The following is a 15,478-nucleotide window of genomic DNA, read 5'->3' as shown; positions in this document are numbered from 1 at the left end:
GTCAGAGCAGGCGGCGGGCCGTCGCCCAGGCGGTGAGCTCGTGCCGCGACGAGAGCTGCAGCTTGCGCAGCACGCTCGACACGTGCGACTCGACGGTCTTCGCCGAGATGAACAGCGTCGCCGCGACCTCCTTGTACGCGTAGCCGCGTGCAATGAGCCGCATGACCTCCTGCTCGCGCGTCGAGAGCCGGTCGAGCTCGTCGTCGGCCGCGGCCGTCTCCCCCACTGCTGCTCCGAACGCGTCGAGCACGAACCCCGCGAGGCGTGGCGAGAACACCGCATCGCCGCCCGCGACGGCCTGCACCGCGCGGCTCACCTCGGCGCCCGACGCGCCCTTCGTGATGTAGCCGCGGGCACCCGCACGGATGACGCCGACGACGTCCTCGGCCTTGTCGGAGACGCTCAGGGCGAGGAACCGCGTCGACGGCACCTCGGATGCCACGCGTCGCAGCACCTCTGCGCCGCCCGAGATCGAGGCGTCGGAGCCGCCGGGCAGGTGCACGTCGAGCAGCACCACGTCGGGCCGCGTCTCGGCGATCACCGCGACCGCGGACGGGACGTCCGCCGCCTCGCCCACGACCTCGATCGAGCGGTCGAGGTCGGCGCGCAGGCCCGACCGGAAGATCGAGTGGTCGTCGACCACGACCACGGTGAGCGTGTCAGCCATGCTCCGCCCTCGTCTCGAATCGCAGGTGCACCTCGGTGCCCTCGCCACCCGCGCCGGGTCGGACGGTGGCGCTGCCGCCGGCGCGCCGCATCCGCCCGATGATCGACTCGCGGACGCCGAGCCGACCCGGCGCGACCTGCGTCGGATCGAACCCGGGTCCGCGGTCGCGCACGTAGACGTCGACCGCGTCGGGCGAACCCTCGAGGTACACCGACACCTCACCGCCTGCGTGCCGGGCGGCGTTGAGCATCGCCTCACGCACGGCCGCGGCGAGCTCGCCGCTCGCACGCTCGTCCGACATGCCGACGGCGACGACGTCGATCCGCACCGCGTAGTCGAGCTCGAGGGCGGCCGCGAAGTCGCGCAGGTCGGTCGCGAGGTCGCTGTCGGCCGGGGCGTCGCCCTCGTACAGCCAGCTGCGCAACTCGCGCTCCTGCGCGCGCGCGAGCCGCCCCGCCTCACTCGACGCGCCGGCCCGGTTCTGGATCAGCGCGAGCGTCTGGAGCACCGAGTCGTGCAGGTGCGCGGCCATCGCGCTGCGCTGCTCGTCGCGGATGCGTCGTACGCGCTCGCCCTCGAGGTCGCGCCACAGCTTCACGAGCGCGGGAAGGTACACCAGACCGATGCCGAGCAGTGCGCCGAACGCAGCGAGCACCGCGGCGACCGGCCACGCTCGCGCGGCAGGTCCCAGCACCAGCACGACCGCCAGCAGCGCGAGCGCCGCGGTGAGCGCAGCGCGAACCCCGACCTCGAGGCGCCGGCCGCGCGCGGGATCGGGCCGGTCGATGAAGCTCACCCAGGCCCCGGCGCCTGCGGCGAGCAGCACGGCCAGGACCGCGGGCACGAGCCAGTCGGGCGCGCCGCCGTCGGGCAGGCCGTCGTCGAGGATCGCGAGCAGGATGGCCAGGACCGCTGCGCCGAGCGCGCCGGCCGTCGCCAGGATCGCCACGGGTGCGCGTCGCTCGACGCGGTCGTCGGGGCCGGATGCCTCCGCCCACGGTGCGAACGCCCAGAGCCACGCGTAGAGCAGCGCACCCGCACCCGCGAGGAGCGCGGTCGCGACGAACGCGATGCGCACGACCCGGACGGGCCATCCGAGGTGGTCGGCGAGCCCGCCCGCGACGCCCGCGACGAGGCAATCGCGTCGGCGCGCGAGCGCGGGGGTCGCCGATGCCGTGCTCATGCTCCGATCCAAGCAGACCCGCGGATGCCCCGACACGGCCCCGCCCGGAATTCAGGGTCGCGTCAGGGAGATGCCGGATGGCCGGCCGGGAGCCCGACGCGGGACGATCGACCCATGACCTCCACGACGACCCCGCCCCCAGCGGGCGACCCGGCCGGCGCACCCGGCGCCCCCGGCGCGTCTGCCCCGCCGCCATCCGACGATCGCTTCTTCGCCTGGCTCCGCTCGCTCGGCGTGCCGCGCCGGCCCGGCTGGATCGGCGGCGTCGCCGCCGGAGTCGGCACCAGGCTCGGCATCGACCCGATCATCGTGCGGGGCATCCTCGTCGTCGTCGCGCTGTTCCTCCCCGTGGCGTTCCTGGCCTACGGCGCCGCGTGGCTGCTGCTGCCCGACACCACCGGCCGGATCCACCTCGAGTCGATGCTGCGCGGCCTGTACGACAGCGCACTCGTCGGCGTCGCGGCCTTCGCGCTCGTCGGCCTGCTCGGCCTCGGCGGGCCGTGGTGGTTCGGCGGCTGGAACTGGGCCGTCGACGAATGGGGCGGGCCGTTCCGGTGGCTCGGCGTGCTCTGGGTGCTGCTCGCGATCGCCGGCGTGACCGCGCTCATCGTCTGGCTCGCGCGGAACGCTTCGCCGGCAGGGGCCGTCCCGCGGCCGGATGCCCCGGCCACCACGCCGTCCGCCCCGGCCACCACGCCCGCCGCGCCGTTCGCAGCGACCGCCGCGACCACCGCCGGCGCCGAATCGACGGATGCCGCCACGACCGGCACGACCGCCGCGACCGTCCCCCTGCCGGCCTCCGCGACCGCGGCGACGATCCCCCTGGCCGGCGCGGCCTACGCAGCCGAGCCCGTCGCACCGACCCAGCCGACGTCGGCGCCCTACGGCACCGACGAGTACGAGGCGTGGAAGGTGCGCCACGAGGCCTGGCGCGCCGAGCACGACGCGTGGCGGCGCAGCCAGGACGAGGCGAACCGCGCGGCTCGCGCCCAGCTCGCCGCCGAGAACCGGGCCCGCGCGATCGAGTTCCAGGTGCAGGCCGAGGAGGCCCGGCGCATCCGGCGGCTCACCCGGCCACGCACGAGCTTCGCCTACGTGGTCGCGACGCTCGGCGCCTCCCTCGTCGCCGGGGCGATCGCGGCGATGGTCGCGCTCGGGTCGGCCGACCTCGCGGCGCAGTCCGTGACGATCGGGCTCGCGGTCGGGACGATCGTGACGGCGCTCGCGATGGTGCTCGCCGGTTCCCTCCGGCGCCGCAGCGGCTTCCTCGCGTTCGTGACCGTCACGCTGCTGCTCGCGACGGTCGTCACGGCCGTGGTGCCGCGGGACCCGCGGCTCGTGCTCGGAGGGATCGCCGAGTCCGCGAGCACGACGAGCGTCGTGCAGCCGATCGGCGCGGTCAGCCTCACGGTCGACGAGCAGGTCGCCGACCAGGCCGCGCCTGTCGAGTGGAAGCTCGTGCAGGGCGTCGGGTCGGTGTCGATCGACGTCCGCGACGGTGCCCGGATCGCGCTGGCGGTGGAGTGCGCCGACTGCACGGTCACGCACGCCCGCTTCGACGCGGACGGCGACTGGTCGCTCGTCGACGAGGTCGACCTGGGACCCGGCCGGTCGGTCGCCGGATGGAGCGACGAGATCGGACCGGGTCTGCAGGCCGGCGAGGTCGACGTCGAGATCCACATCCAGGCGATCGCGACCGCGATCCACGTCACCGAGTTCGAGCCCGAGGGGAACTGATCATGACCGACGACGACACGACGATGGCGCTCGGATTCAACGAGACGCTGCGGCCGCCCGCGGCACCGAGCGCGCCGGGCACGCCTGAGCCCGAGGACCTCCGGCCGCGCATCCGCTGGGCCGGGATCGTCTGGGGCCTGGTCTTCGCGGGGCTCGCCGCGACGGTGCTCTGGCTCGTGCTCGATCCCGCCCGAATGGAGCTCGTCGCGGGCTGGTGGGCGACGCTCACGCCCGGCGGCCTGATCCTCACGGTCCTGGTCGCGCTCGGCGCCCTGCTGCTGGTCGCGGGACTCTCGAGCCTCGGCCGGCGCTCGGAGCACCGCGGGGCGTGATCGCCCGCGGCATCCGCCGGTCGCGGCATCCGCTCGCCCGCACGGCAGTGCACACATGACAGGACCGCCCCCGGTGTCGCGGGGGCGGTCCTGCGGTGCTCTCGGAAGCGGAGGCCGGATCGGCGGGACCTCAGTCCTCGGCGACCGCCCGCGAGAGGGTCTGGCCGCGGAAGAACGCGGGACGCGTGCGCCATTGCCACAGCATGATCGCGACGCCCGAGAGCAGCACGACCATGCCGAGCACGAACACCAGGCCGAGGCCGAAGACGTGCGAGCCGCTGCCGTACTCGGGGTCCATGCTGTCGATCAGCGTCGTGAAGAACAGCACGGCGAGGATCACGCCGCCCACGAGCGGGAACAGCAGCGTGAAGAAGAAGTCGTGCACCGAGCGCCACCACAGCTTCCGGAAGAACCACACGCACGCGAACGCCGTGATGCCGTAGTAGAAGCAGATCATCATGCCGAGCGCGGTGATGGTGTCCCAGAGCACGTTCTCGCTCACGAACCGCATGACGGCGTAGAACACGGATGCCACGACGGCCGACACGATCGTCGCGTACCCGGGCGTGAAGAAGCGCGGGCTGACCTTCGCGAACTGCTCGGGCAGTGCGCCGTAGTGGCCCATCGCGAGGAGCGTGCGCGCGGGCGACACGAACGTGGACTGCAGCGACGAGGCCGAGCTCGTGAGCACCGCGAGCGACACCAGCACCGCGAGCGGGCCGAGGATCGGGCCCGCGAGGTGGAAGAACACGTTGTCCTGGATCTCGGGATTGCCGAGCCCGTACTCGCCGTCGCCGACGCCGGCGTAGGCGATGAGCGACACCGAGATGAGCAGGTAGAGCACCACGATCGTGACGACCGTGATGGTCGCCGCGCGACCGGGCGTCTTCGCCGAGCCCTTCGTCTCCTCGTTCATCGTGAGGGTGACGTCCCAGCCCCAGAAGATGAAGATCGAGAGCGAGAGGCCCGCCGCGAACGCCGAGAACGAGTCGACCGCGAACGGGTTGAACCAGCCCAGCTCGATCGGCGTCGCGTCGAAGGCGTTGCCGTTGGCCACCTCGACGAGCGCGGCGACCGAGAACAGCACGAGCACGGCGACCTGGAAGCCGACGAGCCAGTACTGCAGCTTCTGGGTGGTCTGCATGTCGCGGTACGAGACGAGCGTGGCGCCGAGCACGAAGAGCAGGCAGACGCCGACGTTGATGAACGGGTTCGCCGCGAGGTCGGCGATCTCGGGGTTGCCCGACGCCTGCGAGATGAGCAGGAACAGGAAGTCGACGGCGATGCCCGCGAGGTTCGAGAGCACGAGGATCGTCGCGGCGACGAGGCCCCAGCCGGCCATCCAGCCGATCCACGGTCCGAACGCGCGGGTCGCCCACGTGAACGAGGTGCCCGAGTCCGGCATCCGCTTGTTGAGCTCGCGGTAGCCGAACGCGACGAGCAGCATCGGGATGAACCCGACGAGGATGATCGCCGGCACCTGCTCGCCCACCTCCGACACCGTCGGCCCGAGGGCCGCGGTGAGCGTGTAGGCGGGCGCGATGCACGAGATGCCGATCACGATCGCGCCGATGAGGCCGACGGACCCGGCCGAGAGGCCCTTCTTCGAGATGCCGTGCTCGGCGCCGTCGACGGCGGAGGTCGCCTCGGTGAGCGGGGGCTGGTTCGGTTGGTGCGTCATGGCCAGGTCCTTCAGGTGGTGGTGCGCGGCACCACGATCATGGGCACCGGCAGTTCGCGCAGCATCTTCGTCGCCGTCGAGCCGAGGAAGAGGTGCCGCGGGGCGGCGAGGCGGCTCGAGCCGACGAGCACGAGCTCGCCGTCGTGCCAGTCGAGGCCCCGGACGGCCTCCTCGATGGTGGCGCCGGTGGCCGCGATCGCCGTGGCGTCGATGGTCGCGGGCAGCTCGCGGCGCGCGGTGTGCAGCACCTCGTCGGCGTGCACCGTGCCGGTGAGCTCGACGAGTCCCTCGTCGAGGCCCGCGGGCAGGTCGATGGGCACGAGCGACACGAGCCGCAGCGGCGCGTGCGTGGTGCGGGCGAGGCGCACGGATGCCTCGAGCAGCGCGTCCGCGCCGGGACGCGTGCCGATCGCGGCGGTCACGCGCGTGACGCCCTGGGCCACGGGCACGTCGCGCGAGCCGACGGGCGCGAGCGCCACCGGGACATCCGAGGAGTGCAGCAGCTCGTTCGCGACGGAGCCGATGCGCGACCGGCCGAGCAGGCCGCCGCGGGCCGCGCCCACGACGATGAGCGACGCACCGAACTCGTGCGCCGCGGCGATGAGGCCCTCGGCGAACGACTCCGCGTAGCGCATGTGCAGCGACTGCACGACGTCCTCGTCGTCGAGCGATTCGGATGCCTCGGCCAGCCACTCGCGCGACTGGCCCCTGAGGAACCGCTCGTACCCGGTGTCGGTGGGCACCGTGCTGTTGTGCGCCTCGCTGGGCAGCACCATCACGACGTCGAGGATCGCCTCGCTCGCCCGCGCGATCCGGGTGCCGAGCGCGAGCGCGTCGGCGCCGGAGTCGTCAGCGGTGTATCCGACGACGATCCGTCCGTTCACGAGACCGCGCGCAGCTCGTCGGCGGCGAGGATCTCGTCGGCGACCTCGCGGCCGACCCGGATCGCACCGTCGACGTGCTGGTACCCCTTGCCCGCCATGTCGCTGCACGAGAAGTGGATGGGTCCGACGGGCGTGCGCAGGTCGGCTCCGTAGCGCGCGAGGCCGCCCATGTCGAAGCTCGCGGCGTAGGCGCCGCGCGTCCACTCCTCCGAGCCCCAGTCGCTCTCGTAGTAGACGACCGGATGCTTCGCCTGCTCGCCGTAGTAGTGCGACAACGACTCGAGGATCCGGGCCTTGCGCTCCTCGGCGCTCAGGGAGAAGACGCCGTCGGCCTCCTCGTCGGCGACGAAGCCGACGAGCGTGCCGCGGGGGTCCTCGTGGTTGGTGTTGTCGTACGCCTCGTGCACGAGCTCGTACGGGCTGAAGGCGGTGCCGCTCAGGCCGTCGGCGCGCCAGAACGGCGTCTCGTAGACGGCGTGCACCTTGATGACGAAGCCCATCGAGAGGTGCTGGTGCAGCTGCTGCTGTCGGCGCGGCAGCGGCGGGTCGTACGAGATCCGCGAGATGAGGATCGGCGGGATCGCGAGGATGACGTGCGCGGCGTGCACCTCGAGCTGGTCGGTGACGGCGACGACGCCGCGCTCCGGGGCATCCGGGTGCCAGCGCAGCGTACGCACGGCCTGGCCGAGGCGCACCGCGCCGCCGAGCCGCTCGGCGAGCAGCAGCGGGACCTGCTGCAGGCCGCCCACGACGCGGCGGTCGAGGATGAAGTCGGCGTCGACGAGGTTCGAGAACGAGCCGGCCGAGGCGGCCATGAGCAGCGCCTGCAGCGCGGAGAACGCGTGCGCGGGCTTCGTGAGCATCGCGCCGGCGATGAACATGCCGATGTTCTCGCGCGCCTCCTCGTCGTCGGTCTGCGTCTCCAGCCAGCGCGAGAACGAGATCTCATCGAGGTCCTTCGCCTGCGGGTGGTCCCACGGGCGCTCGGGGTCGATCTGCGCGACGAGCGCGTCGAGCTTGTCGATGAGCGAGACGATCTCCTGCTCCGTCGCGGGCGGGACCGGGAAGATCTCGCCCTCGAACTTGCGCAGCTCGCCCTGGGGGCCGATGTAGACGTTCACGCCCTCGCGGTAGCGGGGGTACGTCTCGAGCCCGAGCTCGTCGAGCGTCTCGATGAGCGCGTCCTGGTCGGGCGAGACCCACTGGCCGCCGATCTCGAGCATGGCCCCGTCGACGTCGTCGGTCCAGAGCCGGCCTCCGGCGCGGTCGCGGGCCTCCAGCACGACGACCCGGCGGCCGGCGTCCTTCAGGCGGTTGGCCGCGGTGAGCCCGGATGCCCCGGCGCCCACGACGACGACGTCGCAGTCGATGCGTTCCATGATTCCTGTGCTTTCTGGTGGAGGTGAGCCGACGTTTCTCAGGAGATTCCGGCCGGCACCACGACCTGGCACGGCGTGTCGTCCTGAGAAGCGGATGAATCGGGGGCCGACTCCTGAAAAAGGTGGGGGTGGGGTGGGGTGGGGTGAACGGATGCCGCGGCGCGCGGCTGCGGCATCCGCTCGGCCTCAGCTCACCGGGATGAGCGTGTACTTGGTGTCGAGGTACTCGTGGATGCCCTCGAGGCCGCCCTCGCGGCCGATGCCCGACTGCTTCACGCCGCCGAACGGCGCTGCCGCGTTCGAGACGAGGCCCGTGTTGAGGCCCATCATGCCCGTGGCGAGGCGGTCGATCAGGCGGTGGCCGCGCGCGAGGTCCTGCGTGAACACGTACGACACGAGGCCGTACTCGGTGCCGTTCGCGAGGCGCACGGCCTCGTCCTCGTCGGCGAACGTGGTGATGCCGAGCACGGGCCCGAAGATCTCCTCCTTGAGGAGGCGGCTGCCCGCCGCGACGCCCGCGAGCACGGTCGGCGCGTAGAACGTGCCGTCGCCGTCGATCGGGGTGCCGCCCGTGAGCACGGTCGCGCCGCGCCCGACCGCGTCCTGCACGAGCGCGTCGGTCGAGTCGACCGCGTCCTGGTCGATGAGCGGGCCGATGTTCACGCCGTCCTCGGTGCCGCGTCCGACCTTCATGGCGCGCACGCGGTCGGCGACGCGCTTCGCGAACTCGTCGGCGACCGACTCGTGCACGAGGAAGCGGTTCGCCGCGGTGCAGGCCTGGCCGATGTTGCGGAACTTCGCGATCATCGCGCCGTCTACCGCCTTGTCGAGGTCGGCGTCCTCGAAGATCACGAACGGCGCGTTGCCGCCGAGCTCCATCGAGGTGCGCAGGATGCCGAGCGCCGACTGCTCGAGCAGCTTGCGGCCGACCTCGGTCGAGCCCGTGAACGACAGCTTGCGCAGGCGCGGGTCGGCGATGATCGGGGCCGACAGCGCCGACGACTTCGAGGTCGTGACGACGTTCACGACGCCCTTCGGCAGCCCGACCTCCTCGAGCAGCTGCACGAACGCGATGGTCGTGAGCGGCGTGAGGGCCGGCGGCTTGATGACGACCGTGCAGCCCGCGGCGAGTGCCGGGGCGATCTTGCGGGTGGCCATCGCGAGCGGGAAGTTCCACGGCGTGATGAAGAACGACGGGCCGACCGGGCGCTGCGACACGATCATGCGGCCCGTGCCTTCGGGGTTGAGCCCGTAGCGACCCGAGATGCGCACGGCCTCCTCGCTGAACCAGCGGAGGAACTCGCCGCCGTAGGCGACCTCGCCGCGCGCCTCGGCGAGCGGCTTGCCCATCTCGAGCGTCATGAGGAGGGCGAAGTCCTCCTTGCGCGCCATGAGCGTGTCGAAGGCACGGCGCAACAGCTCGCCGCGCTCGCGCGGCGCGGTCGCGGCCCACGCCTCCTGCGCGGCCACGGCGGCATCGAGCGCGCGGATGCCGTCGGCCGGCGAGGCGTCCGCGATCTCCCTGATCGTGTCGCCGGTCGACGGGTCGGTGACGGCGAGCGTGCGCCCGCCCTCCGCCTCGACCCACTCGCCGCCGATGAAGAGGCGGTCGGCGACCCGGTCGAGGATCGTCGTCTCAAGCATGGTGTCGGTCATTCTGGTTCCGTTTCGTGTCTGCCGGGAGGGTGAGTCGTGATGGCGGTTTCGGCGTCGTGCCCGATCAGGGGTAGAGACCGCGGAGGCGGTGCGCCTCGGCGACGCGCTCGACGGCGAGCGCGGTGGCCGCGGTGCGGAGCGAGAGGTCGCGCGCCCGGGCGTAGCCGAGCACGTGCTGCCAGGCGCTGAGCATCCGCTCCTCCAGTCTGGACTCGACCTCGTCGGCGCGCCACCAGTAGGCCTGGTTGGCCTGCACCCACTCGAAGTACGAGACGATGACGCCGCCCGCGTTGGCGAGGATGTCGGGCACGACGAGCACGCCGCGCTCACGGAGGATGCGGTCGGCCGCCGGGGTGGTCGGGCCGTTCGCACCCTCGACGATGACCGCAGCCTTCACGTCGCCGGCGTTGCCGTCGTGCAGCACGCCCTCGACCGCGGCCGGGACGAGCAGGTCCACGTGCTGGGTGAGCAGGTCCGCGCCCTCGAGCGGCTCGCCGCCCGCGAAGCCGATGACCGAGCCGGTCGCGCGCACGTGGTCCGACAGCGCCTCGATGTCGAGGCCGCGGGCGTTCACCACCGCACCGTACTGGTCGCTGACCGCGGTGACGCGGACGCCGGCCTCGGACAGGAACCGCGCGGCATCCGCGCCGACCTTGCCGAAGCCCTGCACGGCGGCGGTCGATCGCGCCGGGTCGAGGCCCACGTGGCGCAGCGCGGCGAGCGCGATGTGCGTGACACCGCGGCTCGTCGCACTCGCGCGGCCCTGGGAGCCGCCGAGCGAGATGGGCTTGCCGGTCACGATGCCGGGCACGGTGTAGCCGCTGTTGACGGAGTAGGTGTCCATGATCCAGGCCATGGTCTGCTCGTCGGTGCCGATGTCGGGCGCGGGGATGTCGCGCTCCGGGCCGATGATCGGCAGGATCTCGCTCGTGTAGCGGCGGGTCACGCGCTCGAGCTCGGCCGTGGAGTGCTCGCGGGGGTCGATCGCGAGGCCGCCCTTCGCGCCGCCGTACGGCACGTCGAGCAGGGCGCACTTCCAGGTCATCCACATCGCGAGCGCCCGCACCTCGTCGAGGTTCACGTTGGGCGCGTAGCGCAGGCCGCCCTTGGCGGGACCGCGCGAGAAGTTGTGCTGCACGCGGTAGCCGAGGTACAGCCGGCTCTCGCCCGAGTCCATCCGCAGCGGCACCGCGACGCTGAGCTCGCGGCGCGGGGTCGCGAGCATCTGGTGCAGGCCGTCGGCGTAGCCGAGCAGCGAGATGGCCTCGGCGAGCTGCGAGCGCGCGTCGGTGAGCGGGGTGGCGATGTGATCGACCGCGTTTGCCGGGATCGGCGCGGCATCCACGTGGGCGGTCGACATCGTCGTCGCCGCGAGCACGTCGGTCATGCGTTCTTCAGTCCTTCCGCGACGACCGAGAGGCCGTCGATGAGCAGTTCGTCGGAGATGGTGAGCGGGGGCAGGAAGCGGATCACGTTGCCGTGGGTGCCACAGGTGAGGACGATGACACCGTGGGCGTGGGCGTACGCGGCGACCTTCGAGGTCAGCGCGGCGTCGGGCTCGCCCGTGGCGGGGTCGACGAGCTCGATGGCGACCATGGCACCACGGCCGCGGACGTCGCCGATGCGGGGGTCGGCCGTGCGGAGCGCGTTGAGACGGCCGAGGAGTACGGCGCCGATCTCGCGGGCGCGCTCGATGAGCCCGTCCTCCTCGTACGACTCGATCGTGGCGAGCGCGGCGGCGCAGGCGAGCGGGTTGCCGCCGTAGGTGCCGCCGAGGCCGCCGGCCATTGCGGAGTCCATGATCTCGGCGCGGCCGGTGACCGCCGACAGCGGCAGGCCGCCCGCGATGCCCTTCGCCGTGACGACGAGGTCGGGGACGATGCCCTCGTGGTCGCTCGCGAACCAGGCGCCCGTGCGGCCGAAGCCGGTCTGCACCTCGTCGGCGATGAACACGACGTCGTTCTCGTTCGCCCACTTCACGAGCGCGGGCAGGAAGCCCTGGGCCGGCACGATGAAGCCGCCCTCGCCCTGGATGGGCTCGATGATGATCGCCGCGAGGTTCTCGACGCCGACCTGCTTCTCGATCTGCAGGATGGCGCGGGCCGCCGCCTCGGCGCCCGACAGGCCGCCGTCGCGGAACGGGTAGGAGAGGGGCGAGCGATAGACCTCCGACGCGAACGGGCCGAAGCCGCTCTTGTACGGGATGTTCTTCGCGGTGAGGCCCATCGTGAGGTTGGTGCGGCCGTGGTAGGCGTGGTCGAAGGCGACGACGGCCTGGCGCTTCGTGTGGTGGCGCGCGATCTTCACGGCGTTCTCGACGGCCTCAGCGCCCGAGTTGAACAGGGCCGAGCGCTTGACGAAGTCGCCCGGGGTGAGCTCGTTGAGCTTCTCCGCGACGGCGACGTAGCCCTCGTAGGGCGCGACCGTGAAGCAGGTGTGCGTGAAGGCCTCGAGCTGCGCGGTGACGGCCTCGACCACGCGCGGGTTCGAGTTGCCGACGCCGGTGACGGCGATGCCCGAGCCGAGGTCGATGAGCGAGTTGCCGTCGGCGTCGACGACGACCCCGCCGCCCGCGGCGACGACCGAGACGGGGATGGTGGTGCCGACGCCCTTGGCGACGGCCTCCGCCTTGCGGGCCATGAGCTCCTGCGAGCGGGGGCCGGGGATGGTGGTGACGAGGCGGCGCTCCTGCGCGAGGGCCGGTCCTCCGGCGATGGTGGCCGGGGTGTCGACGAGGGTCATGGTCTGCTCCGATGCAAAGGTGACGACGGTGGCGATGCCGCCCATGCTAGGTCGGCGGCGACGGATGCCTCAGCGCCCGCGTGTACACTCAGGTGCACGTTGTTCGACACCGCGTACAGTGCCCGTGATCGAGTAGCGCCGGCCGGAGGCCGACGCGTATCGAGATCAGGCGTCTCGATACGCGTCGCGCTTCGCGCGGCGCTACTCGACGACCGGGACAGAGGAGAGATCTGGCATGCAGCCGACCGTGCGCACCCTGCTCGACCGGCCCGAGCTCGGGCTGAAGCTGCTCACCCCGCCCGACGCGCTGCCGCCCGAGGCGCTCGACGCGACCGTCGTGTGGGCGCACTCCTCCGACCTCGTCGACCCGGCGCCGTTCCTCGACGCGGGGCACGTGCTGCTCACCACCGGCACGCAGTTCGAGCGGGCCGAGGCCGACGAGCCCGACTTCGCCGACGCCTACGTGCGGCGCCTCCTCGAGACCGGCATCGCCGCGCTCGGATTCGGCACCGAGGTCATCCGCGCCGGCACGCCCGACGCGCTCGTCGACGCCTGCGCCGTGCAGGGACTCCCGCTCTTCGAGGTCCCGTATCGCACGCCGTTCATCGCCATCGCGCGGCTCGTCGCCGACCTCCTCGCCGAGGACGCGTACGCCCGACAGGCGTGGGCGCTCGCTGCGCAGCGGGCGATCTCGCTCGCTGCGCTCAGGCCCGACGGCCTGTCGGCCACGCTCGGCGAGCTCTCGCACCGCCTCGACGCATGGGTCGGCCTCATCGACGCCGCCGGCACGCTCGACCGCGAGGCGCCCGACGGCGGGCTCGCGCAGCCCGCGCTCGGCGAGGTCGTCGGCGAGGCGCGCTCCATGCTGCGCCGCGGACAGCGCGCGAGCCGCACGCTCGTGGCCGGCGAGTCCATCGACGCTCCGCAGCGCATCACGCTCCAGACGCTCGGCGGCGGCGGCGCGCTGCGCGGCGTGCTCGCGATCGGCGACTCGGCCGAGCTCGACCAGGCCGGCCGCGAGGTCGTCACGTCGGTGATCGCGCTCGCCGGGCTCGCGCTCGAGCAGAACCGCGACCTCGACCGCGCCCGCGGGCACCTGCGCACGGGCCTGCTCCGCGGCATCCTCGCGGGCGACACCGACCTCGCCGAGCGCGTGGCGAGCGAGATGTGGGGCCCACTGCCGTCCGCGCCGTTCCGGGTCGCGATCGCGGATGCCCCTGTCCAGCACGTCGACCGACTCATCGAGCTGCTCGAGCTGCGTGTCGAGGAGCGGGCCGGACGCCTCTTCTTCGGACGCGACGAGGACACCGTCGTGATCCTGCTCGAGGACGCCGACGCCGCCCTCGCCGAGGAGATCGCGGCCGAGTTCGAAGTGCCCGTCGGCCTCTCCGACGCGGTCGCCGCCGACGCCGTGGCGCTCGCCCACGAGCAGGCGCTGCGCGCGCTCGAGCGCGCCCGCGAGACGAAGGCCGGCGTCGTCGCGTTCGACGAGATCAGCCGCCAGGGCGTGCTCGCGTTCCTCGCCCGCACCGATGCGCGTGCCGTCGCCCTCGCGACGCTCGCCCCGCTCACCGAGTACGACGAGGCGCACGGCACGTCGCTCCTCGAGACGACGCGCTCGTGGCTCGAGCACGGCGGACAGTTCGACGCCACGGCGCAGGCGCTCGGCGTCCACCGCCACACCGTGCGCAGCCGCGTCGCGCTCGCCGAGAAGCTGCTCGGCCGCGACCTCTCGGGGTTCCACGCGCGCGCCGACCTCTGGGCGGCGCTCCTCGCGGTCGACTGAGCGGATGCCGCGGTCGCGGGTCGCCCGCGGCATCCGCTCGATCGTCGGGCTCAGCGGCGCTGCGCCGCCAGCAGCTCGCGGTACCAGCCGAACGAGTCCTTGCGCGTGCGGTCGCCGGTCTCGAGGTCGAGGTGCACGAGCCCGAAGCGCTGCGTGTACCCGTCGGCCCACTCGAAGTTGTCGATGAGCGACCACACGAGATAGCCGCGCACGTCGACGCCGCGACCGATCGCCGCGTGCACGGCCCGGATGTGCCCGTCGAGGTAGGCGATCCGCTCGTCGTCCTGCACCCGCCCGTCGACAACCTCGTCGGGATACGACGCGCCGTTCTCGGTGATCACGACGGGCGGCAGGGCGTCGCCGTGGTCGGTGCGCAGCGACACGAGCAGTTCGGTGAGCGCCTCGGGCACGACCGGCCAGCCGAAGCCCGTGACGGGCACGGCCTCGAACTCCGCGGGCTCGAACGGCAGCCCGGCGGCGGCGAAGTCCGAGTCGGCGGATGCCCCGGCGACCCGCGTCGGGTTGTAGAAGTTCACGCCGTAGAAATCGAGCGGCTGCGCGATCACATCGAGGTCGCCGTCCTCGAGTCCCGGCATCCGCTCGAGGCCGAGCGCCGAGAGGTCGGGGTAGCGGCCCGCGAGCACCGGGTCGGCGAAGATGCGGTTGTAGACCGCGTCGAACGCCGCGGCGGCGAACCCGTCGACGGGGTCCTCGCTCGCCGGGACGACGAGCGTGTGGTTGTTCACGATGCCGACCTCGGCGTCGCCCGCCGCGCGGATCGCCCGCACGGCCAGCCCGTGCGCGAGCAGCTGGTGGTGCGCGGTCGGCAGCGCGTCCGCCATGAGCACGTGGCCCGGCGCGAGCGCGCCGAGGGCATACCCCTGCAGCGTCGTCATCGCGGGCTCGTTGAGGGTGATCCACCGGTCGACGCGGTCGCCGAGGCCAGCGAGCACGAGCTCGACGTAGTCGGCGAAACGGGCGGCGGTGTCGCGGGCGAGCCAGCCGCCGGCGTCCTCGAGGGGCTGCGGAAGGTCCCAGTGGTAGAGCGTCGACAGCGGGCGGATGCCGGCCTCGAGCAGTCCGTCGACGAGTCGGGCGTAATGGTCGAGCCCAGCCGGGTTCACGGCGCCTGAGCCGTCGGGCTGGATGCGCGGCCACGCGATCGAGAAGCGGTAGTCATCGACCCCGAGCTCGGCGAGCAGGGCGACGTCGTCGCGCCAGCGCCGGTAGCTGTCGGCGGCGACGTCGGCGTTCGAGCCGTCGAGGATGCGCCCCGGCGTGCGCGCGAAGACGTCCCAGATGGAATCCCCGCGCCCGTCGGCCCGCGTCGAGCCCTCGACCTGGAACGCCGCGGTGGCCGCGCCCCATCGGAAGCCGTCGGGGAACGAGAGCGTGCGCGCGTCGACCATGGGAACCTCGCCGTCGTGGGAC

Annotated in this window: 12 protein-coding genes; 3 read left to right on the top strand and 9 right to left on the bottom strand. The window is 72.7% G+C overall.

The window, feature by feature from the left end:
• Position 1: 1 nt before the first annotated feature.
• Entirely contained in the window at positions 2 to 667 is a 666-nt protein-coding gene (locus tag ACFVN5_RS13750; RefSeq protein WP_376955802.1) for a LuxR C-terminal-related transcriptional regulator, read from the bottom strand.
• Positions 660 to 1,850, bottom strand: a complete 1,191-nt coding sequence (locus ACFVN5_RS13745; RefSeq protein ID WP_376955801.1) for a PspC domain-containing protein — start codon at positions 1,848 to 1,850, stop codon at positions 660 to 662. Before ACFVN5_RS13745 ends, ACFVN5_RS13750 begins: the two co-directional genes overlap by 8 nt.
• 114 nt (positions 1,851 to 1,964) lie before the next feature.
• On the opposite strand from ACFVN5_RS13745, the gene ACFVN5_RS13740 reads away from it, so the two are divergent.
• Both ACFVN5_RS13740 and ACFVN5_RS13735 read left to right on the top strand, forming a co-directional pair.
• A complete protein-coding gene (locus ACFVN5_RS13740) occupies positions 1,965 to 3,587 on the top strand; it encodes a PspC domain-containing protein (RefSeq protein ID WP_376955800.1) in 1,623 nt (540 codons plus the stop codon).
• Between the two features lie 2 nt (positions 3,588 to 3,589).
• Positions 3,590 to 3,919, top strand: a complete 330-nt coding sequence (locus ACFVN5_RS13735) for a hypothetical protein (RefSeq protein ID WP_376955799.1) — start codon at positions 3,590 to 3,592, stop codon at positions 3,917 to 3,919.
• Positions 3,920 to 4,049: 130 nt separating this feature from the next.
• Here the strand turns inward: ACFVN5_RS13735 and ACFVN5_RS13730 are convergent, their stop codons facing one another.
• The 6 genes from ACFVN5_RS13730 to gabT form a co-directional block, all read right to left on the bottom strand.
• Positions 4,050 to 5,600, bottom strand: coding sequence for an APC family permease (locus ACFVN5_RS13730; protein ID WP_376955798.1), 1,551 nt, complete (start codon positions 5,598 to 5,600; stop codon positions 4,050 to 4,052).
• An 11-nt stretch (positions 5,601 to 5,611) separates the two neighbouring features.
• On the bottom strand, positions 5,612 to 6,484 hold the full coding sequence (locus ACFVN5_RS13725) for a universal stress protein (RefSeq protein ID WP_376955797.1): 873 nt from the start codon (positions 6,482 to 6,484) through the stop codon (positions 5,612 to 5,614).
• The gene (locus ACFVN5_RS13720; RefSeq protein ID WP_376955796.1) at positions 6,481 to 7,863 is read right to left on the bottom strand and encodes a flavin monoamine oxidase family protein; all 1,383 of its coding nucleotides are present in this window, start codon (positions 7,861 to 7,863) and stop codon (positions 6,481 to 6,483) included. The genes ACFVN5_RS13725 and ACFVN5_RS13720 overlap by 4 nt, the downstream gene beginning before the upstream one ends.
• Before the next feature lie 186 nt (positions 7,864 to 8,049).
• Positions 8,050 to 9,519, bottom strand: a complete 1,470-nt coding sequence (locus tag ACFVN5_RS13715; RefSeq protein WP_376955795.1) for an NAD-dependent succinate-semialdehyde dehydrogenase — start codon at positions 9,517 to 9,519, stop codon at positions 8,050 to 8,052.
• 64 nt (positions 9,520 to 9,583) lie between these two features.
• Entirely contained in the window at positions 9,584 to 10,879 is a 1,296-nt protein-coding gene (locus ACFVN5_RS13710; protein WP_376956808.1) for a Glu/Leu/Phe/Val dehydrogenase, read from the bottom strand.
• Positions 10,880 to 10,902: 23 nt separating this feature from the next.
• Positions 10,903 to 12,261, bottom strand: coding sequence for a 4-aminobutyrate--2-oxoglutarate transaminase (gabT, locus tag ACFVN5_RS13705; RefSeq protein ID WP_376955794.1), 1,359 nt, complete (start codon positions 12,259 to 12,261; stop codon positions 10,903 to 10,905).
• A 235-nt stretch (positions 12,262 to 12,496) separates the two neighbouring features.
• Between gabT and ACFVN5_RS13700 the strand changes: the two genes are divergently transcribed.
• A complete protein-coding gene (locus ACFVN5_RS13700) occupies positions 12,497 to 14,047 on the top strand; it encodes a PucR family transcriptional regulator (RefSeq protein ID WP_376955793.1) in 1,551 nt (516 codons plus the stop codon).
• A 50-nt stretch (positions 14,048 to 14,097) separates the two neighbouring features.
• On the opposite strand, the gene ACFVN5_RS13695 is transcribed toward ACFVN5_RS13700, so the two are convergent.
• Complete coding sequence (locus ACFVN5_RS13695; RefSeq protein ID WP_376955792.1) at positions 14,098 to 15,456, bottom strand: GH1 family beta-glucosidase; 1,359 nt, start codon at positions 15,454 to 15,456, stop codon at positions 14,098 to 14,100.
• Positions 15,457 to 15,478: the final 22 nt, after the last annotated feature.

This window comes from Agromyces sp. NPDC057865 (assembly GCF_042796995.1).
In the GTDB taxonomy this organism is placed as follows: domain Bacteria; phylum Actinomycetota; class Actinomycetes; order Actinomycetales; family Microbacteriaceae; genus Agromyces.
The sequence above is the reverse complement of the archived record's forward strand: the minus strand, read 5'-3'. Positions and strand labels throughout refer to the sequence as shown.